The 16,784-nt window shown below is 60.2% G+C and carries 15 protein-coding genes; 13 read left to right on the top strand and 2 right to left on the bottom strand.

The features are described from left to right. Positions 1–10 precede the first annotated feature (10 nt). Positions 11–2,020 carry a bifunctional tRNA (5-methylaminomethyl-2-thiouridine)(34)-methyltransferase MnmD/FAD-dependent 5-carboxymethylaminomethyl-2-thiouridine(34) oxidoreductase MnmC gene (mnmC, locus tag QZ766_RS13095; protein ID WP_297202660.1) on the bottom strand — a complete coding sequence of 670 codons (2,010 nt, stop codon included), beginning with the start codon at positions 2,018–2,020 and terminating at the stop codon, positions 11–13. 158 nt (positions 2,021–2,178) lie between these two features. Between mnmC and fabB the strand changes: the two genes are divergently transcribed. Both fabB and QZ766_RS13085 read left to right on the top strand, forming a co-directional pair. Further along, complete coding sequence (gene fabB, locus QZ766_RS13090) at positions 2,179–3,396, top strand: beta-ketoacyl-ACP synthase I (protein ID WP_297202658.1); 1,218 nt, start codon at positions 2,179–2,181, stop codon at positions 3,394–3,396. Positions 3,397–3,617: 221 nt separating this feature from the next. Further along, positions 3,618–4,796, top strand: a complete 1,179-nt coding sequence (locus QZ766_RS13085; protein ID WP_297202656.1) for an MFS transporter — start codon at positions 3,618–3,620, stop codon at positions 4,794–4,796. Here the strand turns inward: QZ766_RS13085 and flk are convergent. Next, complete coding sequence (gene flk, locus QZ766_RS13080) at positions 4,793–5,794, bottom strand: flagella biosynthesis regulator Flk (protein WP_297202654.1); 1,002 nt, start codon at positions 5,792–5,794, stop codon at positions 4,793–4,795. The genes QZ766_RS13085 and flk overlap by 4 nt on opposite strands. A 106-nt stretch (positions 5,795–5,900) precedes the next feature. On the opposite strand from flk, the gene pdxB reads away from it, so the two are divergent. From pdxB to argT, 11 genes are all read left to right on the top strand, one after another. Next, complete coding sequence (pdxB, locus tag QZ766_RS13075) at positions 5,901–7,037, top strand: 4-phosphoerythronate dehydrogenase PdxB (protein WP_297202652.1); 1,137 nt, start codon at positions 5,901–5,903, stop codon at positions 7,035–7,037. A gap of 64 nt (positions 7,038–7,101) precedes the next feature. Beyond that, entirely contained in the window at positions 7,102–8,115 is a 1,014-nt protein-coding gene (locus QZ766_RS13070; RefSeq protein WP_297202650.1) for an aspartate-semialdehyde dehydrogenase, read from the top strand. Then, the gene (gene truA / locus QZ766_RS13065; protein WP_297202648.1) at positions 8,115–8,927 is read left to right on the top strand and encodes a tRNA pseudouridine(38-40) synthase TruA; all 813 of its coding nucleotides are present in this window, start codon (positions 8,115–8,117) and stop codon (positions 8,925–8,927) included. Before QZ766_RS13070 ends, truA begins: the two co-directional genes overlap by 1 nt. Positions 8,928–8,953: 26 nt before the next feature. Further along, positions 8,954–9,601 carry a DedA family protein gene (locus QZ766_RS13060; RefSeq protein WP_297202646.1) on the top strand — a complete coding sequence of 216 codons (648 nt, stop codon included), beginning with the start codon at positions 8,954–8,956 and terminating at the stop codon, positions 9,599–9,601. Positions 9,602–9,778: 177 nt separating this feature from the next. Next, positions 9,779–10,693: an acetyl-CoA carboxylase, carboxyltransferase subunit beta gene (gene accD / locus QZ766_RS13055; RefSeq protein ID WP_297202644.1), complete on the top strand. Its 915-nt coding sequence runs from the start codon at positions 9,779–9,781 to the stop codon at positions 10,691–10,693. 89 nt (positions 10,694–10,782) lie between these two features. Further along, positions 10,783–12,051 carry a bifunctional tetrahydrofolate synthase/dihydrofolate synthase gene (gene folC, locus QZ766_RS13050; RefSeq protein ID WP_297202642.1) on the top strand — a complete coding sequence of 423 codons (1,269 nt, stop codon included), beginning with the start codon at positions 10,783–10,785 and terminating at the stop codon, positions 12,049–12,051. Continuing rightward, positions 12,041–12,733 carry a cell division protein DedD gene (gene dedD / locus QZ766_RS13045; RefSeq protein WP_297202639.1) on the top strand — a complete coding sequence of 231 codons (693 nt, stop codon included), beginning with the start codon at positions 12,041–12,043 and terminating at the stop codon, positions 12,731–12,733. The genes folC and dedD overlap by 11 nt, the downstream gene beginning before the upstream one ends. Before the next feature lie 176 nt (positions 12,734–12,909). Further along, a complete protein-coding gene (cvpA, locus tag QZ766_RS13040; RefSeq protein WP_297202638.1) occupies positions 12,910–13,398 on the top strand; it encodes a colicin V production protein in 489 nt (162 codons plus the stop codon). Positions 13,399–13,429: 31 nt separating this feature from the next. Continuing rightward, a complete protein-coding gene (purF, locus tag QZ766_RS13035; RefSeq protein ID WP_297202636.1) occupies positions 13,430–14,947 on the top strand; it encodes an amidophosphoribosyltransferase in 1,518 nt (505 codons plus the stop codon). A 95-nt stretch (positions 14,948–15,042) separates the two neighbouring features. Then, complete coding sequence (locus QZ766_RS13030; RefSeq protein WP_297202635.1) at positions 15,043–15,615, top strand: UbiX family flavin prenyltransferase; 573 nt, start codon at positions 15,043–15,045, stop codon at positions 15,613–15,615. Positions 15,616–15,891: 276 nt separating this feature from the next. Then, entirely contained in the window at positions 15,892–16,674 is a 783-nt protein-coding gene (gene argT / locus QZ766_RS13025; protein WP_297202633.1) for a lysine/arginine/ornithine ABC transporter substrate-binding protein ArgT, read from the top strand. Positions 16,675–16,784 lie beyond the last annotated feature (110 nt).

The following is a 16,784-nucleotide window of genomic DNA, read 5'->3' as shown; positions in this document are numbered from 1 at the left end:
CGGGGGATTATCAGGCTCGGTTTGGTTTTACCTCGCGTCCCTTCAGCAGCTTTCTGACCCACAGGCGGTTTGGATTCAGGGCGGCCAGGGTGTCGGCGTCCAGCGGCAGCGGCTCATCACACATCTGGGAGGCCAGCAGCTCCGCCGCCAGCGGAGCGGAGCACAGTCCGCGGGAGCCCAGCGCCGCCAGCATAAACAGGCTGTCGTAAACCGGTGCCGCCGGCGCGCGTTCGCGATTCTCTGCAAGGCTGGCGTAAACCTCCAGCGTGGCCGCGTAATCCGGCACGTTGCCTACCATCGGCAGATGATCCCGGGTAGCGCAGCGCACGCCGCCGCGCGCCTCACCGCCGCTGACGTCAACGCTTTGCGCCCATTCAGCCGCCGGCAGGCAGTCTATCAGCCGCTGGCGATTGTGCTGCTGATCGGCTTCACGGTAGGCGGCGTCGGCTTCGCCCCGGCGGTAGCTGGCGCCGATGCAGTGTTGCCCGGTATTTGGATTCTGCGGCGTCAGGTAGCCGTCGTAGCACAGCACCTGGCGAAGGGCGGCGAGCGGCGGCACGGTGGGGATATGGCTGACCTGACCGCCGACCGCGTACACCGGCAGCGGCGCGGTTTGCGCGAAATCGCTGATGCGATGGCCGTTAGCCAGCACCGCGCTGGCGTGCTCGCGGATCTCTCCGGAGGCAAAGTGCAGCCGCCAGCCATTTGCCAGCGGTTCAAGCCGATCGCAGCGCTGGTTCCAGTGCACAGTTAGCCCCTGCCGGCAGGCCAGTTCAATGGCCGCGGCGGTGAGCTGTGCCGGGCAGAGCCAGCCGCCGAGCGGATACTGCACGCCGCCGCAGCCGGTTTCCACTCCGGCGCTCTTGTAAACTTCACTGGTACTGACTGGCTGGGCAATGTCCGGTGGCAGGCCGAGGGAGAGCATCTGCGCAATTTTGTGCCGGCTTTTTTCATCCCAGCCCAGCTGGGTGACGCCGCACCAGTCTTTATCAAAAGAGACCGGTAGCGCGTCGTACAGGCGGCGGGCGAAGGTAAAGGCGGCGGGGAAAAAATTCGCCAGAGCGGGATCGTGCGCGTTCAGCAGCGGATAAAGCGCCCCCTGCCGGTTGCCGGAGGCGCCCTGCGCCGGGCGATCGTCTTCACAGTACAGGGTGACGTCAAACCCGCGGCGCTGGAGAGCAAGGGCCAGCAGGGCGCTGGCGATACCGCCGCCGACAATCGCCGTTTCCCGCTGCGCGGTGCCGCGGCGGGCAAACCACGGCTGGCGGGCGGCGGTACTGTTTTCCGGCATCACGCCGGTGAGCATTTCGCGCTTGCGGCCAAAGCCTTTGCTTTTATGCATGGCAAAACCGGCCTCCTGCAGCCCGCGGCGCACGAAGCCCGCCGAGGTGAAGGTCGCCAGCGTGCCGCCGGGGCGCGCGGTTCTCGCCATAGCGTTAAACAGCGTTGGCGTCCACATGTCGGGATTTTTGGCCGGGGCGAAGCCGTCGAGAAACCACGCGTCCACTTTTCCATCCAGCGTGTCGTCCAGAGTATCGACCAGCGTGTTGATGTCGCCAAACCACAGATCCAGCGTTACGCGGCCTTCATCAAGCAGCAGCCGGTGGCAGCCGGAGAAGGGCAGGGGCCAGCTTGCCTGCAGCTCCCGGGCGAAGGCGGCCAGCTCGGACCAGTGCTGATGCGCCTGTGACAAATCGGCGGGCCGCAGCGGGAATTTCTCAAAGCTGATGAAGTGCAGTCTTTGAAGACGCGCGTCCGGATGGCTGTCGCGAAAGGCGGCGAACGCCTGCCACAGGGTAAGAAAGTTGAGCCCGGTGCCAAAGCCGCTCTCCGCCACCACAAAATGCGCACTGTCGTGGCGGGCGAAGCGCTCCGGCAGGCCGTTTCCTCCGAGGAAGACGTATCGCGTTTCTTCCAGACCGTTGTCATTGGAAAAATAGACGTCGTCAAAATCTCGGGAAACAGGTGTACCCTCAACGTTAAACGCGAGGTTGGCAGGATGTATGGCGTGTTGTTTCACGTAAGTTACTCGCAGTACAAGGCGTGCGGCGATCTTAACGACGCGTGCCTGATGGCGCAAATTTATGCATTAAATTGCTGATCGGACTTGTTCGGCGTACAAGTGTACGCTATCTTGCGACTCGAAACTTAAAATAGTGCGAATTACAGAGGTATTGAATGAAACGTGCAGTGATTACTGGCCTGGGCATTGTTTCCAGCATCGGTAACAACCAGCAGGAAGTCCTGGCATCTCTGCGTGAGGGACGCTCGGGGATCACTTTCTCTCAGGAGTTTGCGGATGCGGGTATGCGTAGCCACATCTGGGGGAACGTTAAGCTGGACACCACCGGCATGATCGATCGTAAAGTTGTCCGTTTCATGAACGACGCCTCCATTTACGCCTATCTTTCTATGCAGCAGGCCGTGCAGGACTCCGGTCTGACGGAAGACGTTTACCAGAATAACCCGCGAGTCGGCCTGATTGCTGGCTCCGGCGGCTCCTCAAAATCCCAGGTGATGGGTGCTGATGCCATGCGTACCCCGCGCGGCCTGAAAGCGGTAGGTCCTTACATCGTGACCAAAGCAATGGCCTCCGCGGTATCCGCCTGCCTCGCCACGCCGTTTAAAATTCACGGCGTCAACTACTCCATCAGCTCCGCCTGCGCCACCTCTGCCCACTGCATCGGCAGCGCGGTAGAGCAGATTCAGCTGGGCAAGCAGGACATCGTTTTTGCCGGCGGCGGCGAAGAGCTGTGCTGGGAAATGGCCTGCGAATTCGACGCGATGGGCGCGCTGTCCACCAAGTACAACGAAACTCCAGAGAAAGCCTCCCGCACCTATGATCAGAGCCGCGACGGCTTCGTTATCGCCGGCGGCGGCGGTATGGTGGTGGTTGAAGAGCTTGAGCACGCCCTGGCGCGCGGAGCCAAAATCTACGCTGAAGTTGTCGGCTACGGCGCGACCTCTGACGGTGCCGACATGGTTGCTCCGTCTGGTGAAGGCGCGGTGCGCTGCATGAAGATGGCGATGGACGGTGTGAACACCCCGATCGACTACCTGAACTCGCACGGCACCTCTACCCCGGTAGGCGACGTGAAAGAGCTGGGCGCTATCCGCGATGTATTCGGCGACAACACGCCGGCTATCTCTGCCACTAAAGCGATGACCGGCCACTCCCTGGGCGCCGCCGGCGTGCAGGAAGCTATCTACTCCCTGCTGATGCTGGAGCACGGCTTTATCGCGCCGAGCATCAACATTGATGCGATTGATGACCAGGCCGCGGGCATGAATATCGTCACCGCACCGACCGAGCGTAAGCTGACCACCGTGATGTCCAACAGCTTTGGCTTTGGCGGCACCAACGCCACGCTGGTAATGCGCAAACTCGACGCGTAACGCGTTGCTGTGCACAAAAGGAGCCTCAGGGCTCCTTTTTTACGTCCGTTTTTCAGCATTGACAGCACCGCCCGCCGCGGGCAGACTTCCGCGCGCCGCCCCGTTGCTATACTGGCTAAAGGTCGGCACTCCAGGTTAACACCGCATAAGACCCGGTCCGGCCAACGCCGGAAAGTGGCGCGGTGCTTTTTCTTCACCTTACTCTGCATCCGGAGTAACGCATGTCCGCAGTAACACAGCCCGGCTCGCGCGCCGGGGCGAATCGCTCTCTGTTTCGCATTGCTTTCGCCGTTTTTCTGACTTACATGACCATCGGCCTTCCGCTGCCGGTGATCCCGCTGTTTGTCCATCACCAGCTGGGCTACGGCAATACTATGGTCGGCGCCGCCGTCGGCATCCAGTTTCTGGCAACCGTCCTGACCCGCAGCTACGCGGGGCGGCTGGCGGATCAGTATGGCGCCAAGCGCTCGGCGCTGCAGGGCATGCTCGCCTGCGGGCTGGCTGGCGGGGTAACGCTGCTGGCGGCGCTGCTGCCGGTCGAGGCGGCGTATAAATTTGCCCTGTTGGTAGCCGGGCGCCTGCTGCTGTGCTTTGGCGAAAGCCAGCTGCTTACCGGTACCCTGGCGTGGGGAATGGGGCTGGTAGGGCCGCGCCGCTCGGGGCAGGTGATGTCGTGGAACGGCATGGCGATTTACGGCGCGCTGGCGGCCGGTGCGCCGCTGGGGCTGCTGATAGAGAACCGCTTTGGCTTTGCCGCGCTGGCGGGTTCGACCATTCTGCTGCCGCTGCTGGCCTGGGCCTTTAACGGCGGGGTGCGTAAAGTGCCGCCCCAGTCCGGTACGCGGCCATCGCTGCTGAGCGTAGTGGGCGTCATCTGGAAGCCCGGCCTGGGGCTTGCACTGCAGGGCGTCGGCTTCGCCGCTATCGGCACCTTTATCTCCCTCTATTTTGTCAGCCGCGGCTGGCCGATGGCGGGCTTTACCCTGTCGGCGTTCGGCGGCGCTTTTGTGCTGATGCGAATTCTGTTTGGCTGGATGCCGGATCGCTATGGCGGAGTCAAAGTGGCGACGGCGTCGCTGCTGCTTGAGGCTGCGGGGCTGCTGCTGCTGTGGCAGGCGCCCAACGTCTGGACGGCGCTGGCGGGTGCGGCGATGACCGGCGCGGGCTGCTCGCTGATCTTTCCGGCGCTCGGGGTTGAAGTGGTTAAGCGCGCGCCGGCGCAGGTGCGCGGCACCGCGCTGGGCGGCTACGCCGCCTTTCAGGATATCTCTTACGGTATGACCGGACCGCTCGCGGGGCTGCTGGCGACCTCATTTGGCTATTCGTCGGTGTTTCTCGCCGGTGCCGTTTCGGCAGTGGCCGGAATGGCGGTGACGCTGCTGGCGTTTCGCCAGCGCTAGAAGATAATCCACAACACGATTGCGATGGCGATCAGCGCGGTCAGCACCAGCCCAGGCCGCGCGGACAGCGCTTTCATGCGCGCGGTTATCGGCACCTGCGGGTTGTAAATCGGCTGGATGTTGCGGATGTCCAGCGTGTCCTGCGAGCGCTCAACGCGGCGGAAAAACACCTGATTGAGCAGATCCTGCACCTGAGCCTGGGTCAGCGGCGTCTGCGGCGTTGCCTGCCAGCGCTGCATCGCATAATCATACAGCGCGCTGCACTCGCCGGCGTCCAGCGGCTGCTTCAGCACGGTTTGAATAAGCTGGGGCGTCGGGGTTTTGTGCGCACTCAGCGTTTGTCGCGCCTGCAGCCAGTTCACCAGTTGCGTGAAGTGGCTGGCGGGGATCAGCTGCCCGGTTTTAACCCCTGAAATTTCCAGCATCGACTGCCAGATAAGTTTGCTGGACTCCCCGGTGGCCGCGGCCAGCCTGATAACCAGCTGGTTGAGGGTGTTATGTTCAGCAGGTAACAGCGGACGGCCGGTGCCCGGGCGCTGCTGCGGTTGCGGAATGGCCATCTGATTGCTTTGCAGCAGCTCAAGTACGCTTTTTAGCTGCGCCGGGGTAAGCTGGCTCAGGGCCGTTTGCCCGTACTGCTGGCGGATAAAATCGCTTACCGCCTGGCGGTTATTGCCCTGGCTCAGCAGACCATTGAGCTGGGACAGGATCTGGCGGCCCTCAAGATTCTTTTGCGCGCCGCTGAGGCGCAAATTGAGACTCTGCTCCGCCGCCGGAAAATGTCGCGACAGCAGCGGCTCATCGTTCTTCAATCCTAAATCATGCTTCACACCAGACCAGACCTCGGCATTTTGCTGCGAGGTGAGCGCCATAAGGCGGACAATAAGCCGTTCCAGCACCGTACGCTGCTGGGTGGAAAGCGGCTGATTGCCTGTAGTCGGGGTGGCCGCATCCGCGCCGGGAGGTTGGGCGGGCGAACCGGAAATGGGTTGCGTCATGATAAATCCTGAATAAACGTGGTGTTCGCCAGTCGCTCAGTGTTCGTGGCCGCGAGATTATGGCACACTTCCCCGGTTAACTCCCGTTTCAGGCAGGTACTGCACCGTGAAAATCCTTGTTGATGAAAATATGCCCTACGCCCGCGAACTTTTTAGCCGCCTGGGCGAGGTAGAAGCCGTTCCCGGCCGTCCTATTCCAACCCACGCGCTGGATGATGCCGATGCCTTAATGGTGCGCTCGGTCACCAAAGTGAATGAAGCCCTGCTGGCCGGAAAAAAAATTCAATTTGTCGGTACCGCCACCGCTGGAACCGATCACGTGGATACTGCGTGGTTGAGCGGTGCCGGTATTGGCTTTTCCGCCGCGCCGGGCTGTAACGCTATCGCGGTCGTGGAGTATGTCTTCTCGGCGCTGCTGATGCTGGCCGAGCGCGACGGTTTTGCTCTGAAAGATCGCACCGTGGGCATTGTCGGCGTGGGCAACGTCGGCGGTCGTCTGCAAAAACGTCTTGAGGCGCTGGGCATCAAAACGCTGCTTTGCGATCCGCCGCGTGCCGCCAGCGGCGATAAAGAGGATTTCCGCAGCCTCGATGAGCTGGTGCAGCAGGCTGACGTACTTACCTTCCATACGCCGCTGTATAAAGACGGGCCGTATAAAACGCTGCATCTGGTCGATGAGGCGCTGATTGCGCGCCTGAAGCCGGGGGCGATTTTGATTAATGCCTGCCGCGGTCCGGTGGTGGATAACGCCGCGCTGCTCAACTGCCTTAACCGGGGCCAGGATCTGAGCGTGGTGCTCGACGTGTGGGAGCCTGAGCCGGATCTCAATACCGAACTGCTGGCGAAAGTGGATATCGGCACGGCGCACATTGCCGGCTATACCCTCGAAGGCAAGGCCCGGGGCACCACCCAGGTTTTTGAAGCCTACAGCGCCTTTCTCGGCCAGCGTCACCAGGTGGCGCTCTCCACGCTGCTGCCTGCGCCGGAGTTTGGCCGCATCACGCTGCACGGCGGGCTGGATCAGGCCACGCTAAAAAGGCTGGTGCATTTGGTGTATGATGTGCGCCGCGATGACGCACCGCTGCGAAAAGTGGCGGGGATCCCGGGCGAGTTCGACAAGCTGCGTAAAAACTACCTCGAACGCCGGGAGTGGTCATCGCTCGATGTCCTCTGCGACGACGCCGATACCGCCGCGCTGCTGAGCGCCATTGGCTTTAGCGCCGTCTACCACGCAGCGCACTGATTGACTGTTTCTCGCCCGGCCGGATCCCCGGCGGGGCGACATTTCATTTCTGGAGTAAAACACCATGTCTGAAGGCTGGAATATTGCCGTACTGGGTGCAACGGGCGCCGTAGGTGAAGCCCTGCTCGACATCCTCGCCGAACGCCAGTTCCCGGTGGGCGAAATTTTCGCTCTGGCGCGCAGTGAAAGCGCCGGTGAATCGCTTCGCTTTGAGGGAAAAACCGTTAAGGTGCAGGATGCCGCCGAATTTGACTGGACCCAGGCCCAGCTGGCGTTTTTCGCCGCGGGCCCCGCGGCGACCGCGGCTTATGTTGAAGAGGCGACTAACTCAGGCTGCCTGATTATCGATCTGAGCGGGCTCTTTGCCCTTGAGCCGGACGTGCCGCTGGTGGTGCCGGATGTGAACCCGTTCGCGCTGGCTGACTATCGTAACCGCAACCTGATTGCCGTACCTGATAGCCTCACCAGCCAGCTGCTGACCGCGCTGAAGCCGCTGGTTGACGCTGGCGGGCTGTCGCGCATCGCCGTGACCAGCCTGATGGCCGTTTCCGCCCAGGGTAAAAAAGCGGTGGATGCGCTGGCGGGGCAGAGTGCCAAGTTGCTTAACGGCATTCCCGTTGACGAGGAGGACTTCTTTGGCCGCCAGCTGGCGTTTAACATGCTGCCGCTGCTGGTGGATCGCGAAGGCACCATTGTTGAAGAGCGGCGTATTGTCGATCAGGTGCGCAAAATTCTGCAGGACGACGGACTGATGATCTCCGCAAGCTGCGTGCGCGCGCCGGTCTTTTACGGTCACGCGCAGATGGTCAGCTTTGAAGCGCTGCGTCCGCTGGCGGCGGAAGAGGCACGCGATGCGTTCGAGCGCGGCGAAGACGTGGTGCTCTCTGACGCCAGCGAATTCCCGACGCAGGTGAGCGATGCCTCCGGCAGCTCGCACCTCTCCGTGGGCTGCGTGCGCAATGATTACGGCATGCCGGAGCAAATCCAGTTCTGGTCGGTCGCCGACAACGTCCGCTTCGGCGGCGCGCTGATGGCGGTTAAAATCGCCGAGAAGCTGGTTCAGGAGTATATGTACTGATGTCTGAAGAGGTCCCGCTGCCGCTGGTTAAAATCGCGCTCGGTATCGAGTATGACGGCAGTAAATATTACGGCTGGCAGCGGCAGAACGAAGTCCGCAGCGTGCAGGAGAAGCTGGAAAAGGCGCTGTCGCAGGTCGCCAACGAGCCGATTAACGTCTTTTGCGCCGGACGTACCGACGCCGGCGTGCACGGCACCGGCCAGGTGGTGCATTTTGAAACCCGCGCCGTGCGCAAAGACGCTGCCTGGACGCTGGGGGTCAATGCCAATTTGCCGCCGGACATCGCGGTGCGCTGGGTGAAGGCGGTGCCGCCGGATTTTCACGCCCGTTTTAGCGCTACCGCCCGCCGCTATCGCTATATCATTTATAACCACCGCCTGCGTCCGGCGGTGCTGAGCCGCGGCGTTACGCACTATCACCAGCCGCTCGACGCCGATCGCATGCAGCGCGCGGCCCAGAGCCTGCTTGGCGAAAACGACTTTACCTCGTTTCGGGCGGTGCAGTGCCAGTCCCGCACGCCCTGGCGCAACGTGATGCATATTCAGGTCGCGCGCTACGGTGCGTACGTGGTGGTGGATATCAAGGCTAACGCCTTCGTACACCATATGGTGCGCAACATTGTCGGCAGCCTGCTGGAAGTGGGCGCCGGGAATCAGCCGGAAAGCTGGATCGGCGAGCTGCTGGCGGCAAAAGACCGCACGCTGGCGGCAGCAACCGCCAGGGCAGAAGGGCTGTACCTCGTTGCGGTGGATTACCCGGCGCGGTTCGATCTTCCGGTATTACCTATGGGACCGCTGTTTCTGGCGGACTGAATGCAGTCATTTAAGGTTAAGCAATTATGGAACTTATTCGCTTTCTGATTGATTTTATTCTGCACATTGACGTGCATCTGGCCGAGCTGGTCGCGCAATATGGCGTCTGGATTTACGCCATTCTGTTTTTGATCCTGTTTTGCGAAACCGGCCTGGTGGTGACGCCGTTCCTGCCGGGCGATTCTTTGCTGTTCGTCGCAGGTGCGCTGTCGGCGCTGCCGACCAATGATATGAATGTTCACGCGATGGTGTTGCTGATGGTCATTGCCGCTATTATCGGCGATGCGGTGAACTACACTATCGGGCGGCTGTTCGGCGAGCGGCTTTTTAGCAATCCGAACTCCAAAATTTTCCGCCGCAGCTATCTGGATAAAACCCACCAGTTTTATGAAAAGCACGGGGGCAAAACCATTATTCTCGCCCGCTTCGTGCCTATCGTTCGCACCTTCGCGCCGTTTGTGGCCGGCATGGGACATATGTCTTACCGCCACTTTGCCGCCTTTAACGTCATCGGCGCGCTGCTGTGGGTGCTGCTGTTTACCTACGCTGGCTACCTGTTTGGCGACTTGCCGGTGGTGCAGGAGAACCTCAAGCTGCTGATTGTGGGCATCATCGTGGTCTCTATTTTGCCGGGCATTATCGAGATTATCCGCCACAAACGCGCGGCAAAATAACGTTTTATGCCCGAAGGGGTGGTTAAATTGTAGTCACTTCGACCACTTTTTTATCCCATCTGGCGGGCTCTTATGTTTTAATGTGCAACATTTCATGGTCTGTAAGCGCCAACAATGGCATTATTCGCCGCTTACAGCAAAACTGGCATCGACCAGGTTCAGGCAGAAAGGTTATCAATGAGCTGGATTGAACGAATTAAAAGCAACATCGCCCCTACCCGTAAGGCTAGCATTCCTGAAGGCGTATGGACCAAGTGCGACAGCTGCGGACAGGTACTTTACCGCGCCGAGCTGGAGCGCAATCTTGAGGTGTGCCCGAAGTGCGATCACCACATGCGTATGTCAGCGCGCAACCGCCTGCATAGCCTGCTGGATGAAGGATCCCTTGTGGAGTTGGGCAGCGAGCTTGAGCCAAAGGATGTGCTGAAGTTCCGCGATTCCAAAAAGTACAAAGATCGCCTGGCGTCTGCCCAGAAAGAGACCGGTGAGAAAGATGCGCTGGTCGCAATGAAAGGCACGTTGTTCGGCATGCCGGTCGTCGCAGCCGCTTTTGAGTTTGCTTTTATGGGCGGCTCAATGGGCTCGGTAGTGGGTGCCCGCTTTGTTCGCGCTGTTGAACAGGCGCTGGAAAACAACTGCCCGCTGATCTGCTTCTCCGCCTCCGGCGGCGCGCGTATGCAGGAAGCGCTAATGTCGCTGATGCAGATGGCAAAAACTTCCGCAGCGCTGGCAAAAATGCAGGAGCGCGGCCTGCCGTATATCTCCGTACTGACCGACCCTACCATGGGCGGCGTGTCTGCCAGCTTTGCCATGCTGGGGGATTTGAACATCGCCGAGCCGAAGGCGCTGATCGGCTTTGCCGGCCCGCGCGTTATCGAGCAGACAGTGCGCGAGAAGCTGCCGCCGGGATTCCAGCGCAGTGAGTTCCTGATCCAGAAGGGCGCAATCGACATGATCGTGCGTCGTCCGGAGATGCGCTTTAAGCTTGCCTGCATTCTGGCGAAGCTGATGAATCTCCCGGAACCGAATCCGGACGCGCCGCGCGCACCGGTTGAGGTTCCCCCGGTGTCGGAACAGGAACCCGAGGCCTGATACAGAACGGAAAGGGCAGGGCCAAACGGCGCTGCCCTTTTTACATTGATGAGCGGTAACCTGCATTAAGGGTAAAGAGTACGGGCATCATGGAAAAAATATCACCTCCTCTCGCCACGTCGCCCCTGGCCACGTGGCTTTCTTATCTTGAGCATCTGCACAGCAGCACTATCGATCTTGGCCTTGGCCGCATAAGCCAGGTGGCAGGGCGTATGGCGGTGCTGAAGCCCGCGCCGTTTGTTTTTACCGTGGCGGGCACCAACGGTAAAGGCACCACCTGCCGCACCATCGAATCGGTGCTGATGGCGGCAGGTTACCGTGTCGGGGTATACAGCTCTCCGCACCTGGTACGCTATACCGAGCGGGTGCGGGTACAGGGCGCGGAGCTTGACGAGACGGCGCACGCGGCCTCTTTTGCGGAAATTGAAGCCGCCCGCGGCGACATTTCTCTGACCTATTTTGAGTTTGGCACGCTGTCGGCGCTGTGGCTGTTTGCTCAGGCGCAGCTGGACGTGGTGATCCTTGAAGTTGGTCTTGGCGGCCGCCTGGATGCCACCAACATTGTTGATGCCGACGTGGCGGTCGTGACCAGCATCGCGCTGGATCATACCGACTGGCTGGGGCCGGATCGCGAAAGCATCGGCCGCGAGAAAGCCGGCGTGTTCCGCTGCGGCAAACCGGCGGTGGTCGGTGAAACCGACATGCCGCAGAGCATTGCCGACGTGGCGCGGGAAAAGGGCGCGGAGCTGCAGCGCGTTAACGTCGACTGGCGTTACGACGTAAACCAGAGCGGCTGGCGCTTTATCGACGGGCGCGGCGAGCTGGATAATTTACCTCTGCCGCAGGTGCCGCAGCCCAACGCCGCGACGGCAGTGGCGGCGCTGCGCGCCAGCGGGCTCTCCATTAGCGAGCAGGCGCTGCGCGACGGGATTAAACGTGCGGCTCTGCCGGGACGTTTCCAGATTGTGAGCGAGTCGCCGCGCGTAATTCTCGACGTGGCCCATAATCCTCATGCGGCGGGCTATCTGGCCGGGCGGCTAAAGGCCAATCCTGCGTCCGGACGCACGCTGGCGGTGATCGGCATGCTGCACGACAAAGACATTGCCGGCACGCTGGCCTGCCTGACGCCGGTGGTCGACAGCTGGTACTGCGCACCGCTGGAGGGCCCGCGCGGCGCCAGCGCGGAGCAGCTGCGGGAACATTTGCGCGACGGCGCGGTCTGTGCCACTGTAGCGCAGGCGTGGCGGGCCGCGATGGCGGATGCCCGTCCGCAAGATACGGTGCTGGTGTGTGGATCGTTTCACACGGTAGCGCAGGTGATGGAAGAGATGGACGCGGGGAGAGCCGGTGGCGAGTAAGTTTCAGAATCGTTTAGTCGGAACCATTGCGCTGGTCGCGCTCGGGGTTATCGTACTGCCCGGGCTGCTTGACGGCCAGAAGAAGCATTATCAGGACGAGTTTGCGGCGATCCCGCTGGTGCCGAAACCCGGCGATCGTGACGAGCCGGACATGCTGCCCGCGGTAACGCAGGCGCTGCCGTCTCAGCCGCCGGAAGGGGCTGCCGAAGAAGTCAGGGCGGGGAACGCGGCGGCACCGTCGCTGGATCCGTCGCGCTATGCGGTGAACAACAGCGATATTGACGCGATCCCGCAGGTACAGCCTGAACCGACACCGAAGCCCAAGCCGGTGCAGCCGGTGCAGAGTAAGCCGAAACCCGTTCAGACCCAGCCGCAGACGGCGGCGACGCAGCCGCCCGCCCAGCCGAAGCCCGCGCCTGAAGAGAAGCCGGCACCCACCGGCAGGGCGTACGTGGTTCAGCTGGGGGCGCTGAAAAATGCCGATAAGGTCAACGAGATCGTCAGCAAGCTGCGCGGTGCGGGCTATCGCGCCTACACGTCGCCATCGACGCCGGTACAGGGTAAAATTACCCGTATCCTGGTCGGGCCCGATGCGTCAAAAGATAAGCTGAAAAGCTCGCTCGGCGAGCTAAAAAGCCTCTCTGGCCTGAGCGGCGTGGTGATGGGTTATACGCCAAATTAGAGTCGAAATAGTGTCCTTTTCCACCGCAGGGAAGGGGCACAGGAGCGTGGCGTTGAATCTTTTTTCAACGCCATTTTTATTTTTGCGGGGGCAGAAAATCCCTACGCAAACGTTTTCTTTTTCTGTTAGAATGCGCCCCGAACTGGACGACAGGGCGTAAACATCGTGGGACAACTATGGTCTGGATTGATTACGCCATCATTGCGGTGATTGGTTTTTCCTGTCTGGTAAGCCTTATCCGCGGCTTTGTTCGTGAAGCGTTGTCGCTGGTAACGTGGGGCTGTGCCTTCTTCGTTGCCAGCCACTACTACACTTACCTGTCGGTCTGGTTTACGGGCTTTGAAGATGAACTGGTGCGCAACGGCATCGCCATTGCCGCCCTGTTTATCGCGACGCTGATTGTGGGTGCTATCGTTAACTATGTTTTCGGTACGCTGGTCGAAAAAACGGGCCTGTCGGGAACCGACCGGGTGCTGGGGATCTGCTTCGGCGCGCTGCGCGGGGTGCTGATTGTCGCCGCCATCCTGTTTTTCCTCGACACCTTTACCGGTTTTTCGAAAAGTGAAGACTGGCAGAAATCGCAGCTGATCCCCCAGTTCAGCGTCGTTATCAGAATGTTTTTTGACTATCTGCAAAGCTCGTCGAGTTTCTTACCCAAAGCATAAGCTGTGGGTGTACTGAACGAGGAAATGACGTATGTGCGGTATTGTCGGGATCGCCGGTTTTATGCCGGTAAACCAGTCTATTTATGACGCGTTAACGGTGCTCCAGCACCGCGGGCAGGATGCCGCAGGCATCATCACCATTGATGCAAACAACTGTTTTCGTTTGCGCAAGGCCAACGGCCTGGTGAGTGATGTGTTTGAGGCCCGCCATATGCAGCGTCTGCAGGGCAATATGGGGATTGGGCACGTACGTTATCCCACGGCGGGCAGCTCCAGCGCCTCCGAGGCCCAGCCGTTTTATGTCAACTCTCCTTACGGCATTACCCTTGCCCACAACGGCAACCTGACCAATGCGCACGAGCTGCGCCAGAAGCTGTTTGAAGAGAAACGTCGCCATATCAACACCACCTCCGATTCGGAAATCCTGCTCAACATCTTCGCCAGCGAGCTGGACAACTACCGGCACTATCCGCTGGAAGCCGACAACATTTTTGCCGCAATTGCTGCTACCAACCGCCAGATCCGCGGTGCCTACGCCTGCGTGGCGATGATCATCGGCCACGGCATGGTCGCCTTCCGCGATCCTAACGGCATCCGCCCGCTGGTGCTCGGCAAGCGCGACCTCGGCGACGGCCGCACCGAGTATATGGTGGCTTCTGAGAGCGTCGCTCTCGATACGCTGGGCTTTGAGTTCCTGCGCGACGTGGCGCCGGGCGAAGCTATCTACATCGCCGAGAAAGGCCAGCTCTTTACCCGCCAGTGTGCAGATAATCCGGTGAGCAACCCGTGCCTGTTCGAGTATGTTTACTTCGCGCGCCCGGACTCGTTCATTGACAAGATTTCCGTCTACAGTGCCCGGGTCAATATGGGCACTAAACTCGGGGAGAAGATCGCCCGCGAGTGGGAAGATCTGGACATTGACGTGGTGATCCCGATTCCGGAAACCTCCTGCGATATCGCGCTGGAAATTGCGCGCATTCTCGACAAACCCTATCGCCAGGGCTTTGTGAAAAACCGCTACGTGGGCCGCACCTTCATCATGCCGGGCCAGCAGCTGCGCCGGAAATCGGTGCGCCGCAAGCTGAACGCCAACCGCGCCGAGTTCCGCGATAAGAACGTGCTGCTGGTGGATGATTCCATCGTGCGCGGCACCACCTCTGAACAGATCATCGAGATGGCCCGCGAGGCTGGCGCGAAAAAAGTGTATCTCGCCTCTGCCGCGCCGGAAATTCGCTTCCCGAACGTCTACGGCATTGACATGCCGAGCGCCACCGAGCTGATTGCCCACGGTCGTGAAGTGGAAGAGATCCGCCAGATAATTGGCGCCGACGGCCTGATTTTCCAGGATCTTGACGATCTGATCGACGCCGTGCGCGAAGAGAATCCGGATATTCAGCAGTTTGAGTGTTCGGTATTCAACGGCGTGTACGTGACGAAAGACGTGGATCAGCAGTATCTGGACTACCTCGATACGCTACGCAATGACGACAGTAAAGCCCTGCAGCGGCAGAACGAAGTCGAAAATCTCGAGATGCACAACGAAGGCTAAGCCTCTCGTCGCCCGCCCGTCCGGCGCGGGCGACGCCCCTTGCATGCGCGCCTGAAATGCGGCAAAGTCTGCGCATTCATTTACGGGGCGCAATCATGAAACGTTTAATAGTGGGTATTTCCGGCGCCAGCGGCGCTATTTACGGCGTGCGGCTGCTGCAGGTGCTGCGCGACGTTGCCGATGTGGAAACCCATCTGGTGATGAGCCAGGCCGCGCGCCAGACTCTCGCTCTTGAAACCGATCTCTCCCTGCGCGACGTGCAGTCCCTGGCGGACGTGGTGCACGACGCCCGCGACATTGCGGCGTCAATCTCCTCTGGCTCCTTCAAAACCGCCGGGATGGTGATTTTACCCTGCTCGATGAAAACCCTCTCCGGCATTGTTAACAGCTACACCGATGGCCTGCTGACCCGCGCCGCCGACGTGGTGCTGAAAGAGCGCCGCCCGCTGGTGCTGTGCGTGCGCGAAACGCCGCTGCACCTCGGCCATCTGCGCCTGATGACCCAGGCCGCGGAAATCGGCGCGATTATCATGCCGCCGGTGCCGGCGTTTTATCACCGCCCGCAGACCATTGATGACGTTATCAATCAGACCGTCAACCGTGTGGTGGATCAGTTCGATATTGACCTGCCGGCCGATCTCTTCCGGCGCTGGAATGGCGCGTCCTGATCGCGTAGCGCATCATTTTGGTGCGCGCCTGCGCCTGCCGGCAATTTTGCAGGCCCGATCAAATCCTCAGCATATATTCCCCGTTTTCACCCTTTAGCGCTGCGGTTTGCTATTCGAAGCTGTTATCTTTCAATTGCAAACATTTATGCAACATATGGTTAACTAATTTAACGGCGCAGACCGTTCAGCTGACCCTGTGGCATGAAAGCTGCAAGATGCTCCTTGCAACAGCACAACATAAAACACGCAATCGCATAAGACACTTAAGGGTAATGTATGAAGAAGACGGTTCTGGCTCTCTCTTTATTGCTGGCAACGGGCGCGGTTTCCAGCGCGTTTGCCGCGCTGCCGCAAACGGTCCGCATCGGGACTGATGCAACTTACGCACCGTTCTCCTCCAAGGATGCGAAAGGGGATTTCGTCGGTTTCGATATCGATTTGGGCAACGAGATGTGCAAGCGGATGCAGGTTAAATGCACCTGGACCGGGATCGACTTCGATTCGCTGATCCCCTCCCTGAAAGCTAAAAAAATTGATGCGATTATCTCCTCGCTCTCCATTACCGAAAAGCGTCAGAAAGAGATCGCCTTCTCTGACAAACTGTATGCCGCAGACTCCCGCCTGATTGCCGCTAAAGGCTCGCCGATTGTGCCCACTACCGACTCGCTGAAAGGCAAGCACGTCGGCGTGCTGCAGGGCTCCACTCAGGAGGCCTATGCCAACGACAACTGGCGCAGCAAGGGCGTTGACGTGATCCCTTACCAGAATCAGGACCTGATCTATTCCGATCTCACCGCGGGCCGCCTCGACGCCGCGCTACAGGATGAAGTGGCCGCCAGCGAAGGCTTCCTCAAGCAGCCAGCGGGCAAGGCGTTCGCGTTCGCCGGGCCTTCCGTTAAAGATAAAAAATACTTCGGAGACGGCACCGCCGTGGGAATGCGTAAAGACGACGCCGAGCTGAAAGCGGCGTTTGATAAAGCGTTTGCCGAACTGCGCAAAGACGGCACCTACGACAAAATGGCGAAGAAATACTTCGACTTCAACGTCTACGGCGACTGATCGCGAAGGCCCGGCTTGCCGGGCCTTTCACCCTGAGCAGTTATCTATACAGGTGCAATAAAACCGGCGCTCGCCCTTAAATGGTGCGCGTTATGCACCAATATTGCGCA

It is taken from the genome of uncultured Pluralibacter sp. (assembly GCF_913775985.1).
Taxonomy (GTDB): Bacteria; Pseudomonadota; Gammaproteobacteria; order Enterobacterales; family Enterobacteriaceae; genus Pluralibacter.
This window is presented reverse-complemented; position numbering and strand designations above follow the sequence as displayed.

Coding starts and splice junctions, on each gene's coding strand:
- fabB (WP_297202658.1), top strand. CDS start 2,179: ATGAAACGTGCAGTGATTACTGGCCTGGGCATTGTTTCCAGCATCGGT.
- QZ766_RS13085 (WP_297202656.1), top strand. CDS start 3,618: ATGTCCGCAGTAACACAGCCCGGCTCGCGCGCCGGGGCGAATCGCTCT.
- flk (WP_297202654.1), bottom strand. CDS start 5,794: ATGACGCAACCCATTTCCGGTTCGCCCGCCCAACCTCCCGGCGCGGAT.
- QZ766_RS13070 (WP_297202650.1), top strand. CDS start 7,102: ATGTCTGAAGGCTGGAATATTGCCGTACTGGGTGCAACGGGCGCCGTA.
- truA (WP_297202648.1), top strand. CDS start 8,115: ATGTCTGAAGAGGTCCCGCTGCCGCTGGTTAAAATCGCGCTCGGTATC.
- QZ766_RS13060 (WP_297202646.1), top strand. CDS start 8,954: ATGGAACTTATTCGCTTTCTGATTGATTTTATTCTGCACATTGACGTG.
- accD (WP_297202644.1), top strand. CDS start 9,779: ATGAGCTGGATTGAACGAATTAAAAGCAACATCGCCCCTACCCGTAAG.
- folC (WP_297202642.1), top strand. CDS start 10,783: ATGGAAAAAATATCACCTCCTCTCGCCACGTCGCCCCTGGCCACGTGG.
- cvpA (WP_297202638.1), top strand. CDS start 12,910: ATGGTCTGGATTGATTACGCCATCATTGCGGTGATTGGTTTTTCCTGT.
- purF (WP_297202636.1), top strand. CDS start 13,430: ATGTGCGGTATTGTCGGGATCGCCGGTTTTATGCCGGTAAACCAGTCT.
- QZ766_RS13030 (WP_297202635.1), top strand. CDS start 15,043: ATGAAACGTTTAATAGTGGGTATTTCCGGCGCCAGCGGCGCTATTTAC.
- argT (WP_297202633.1), top strand. CDS start 15,892: ATGAAGAAGACGGTTCTGGCTCTCTCTTTATTGCTGGCAACGGGCGCG.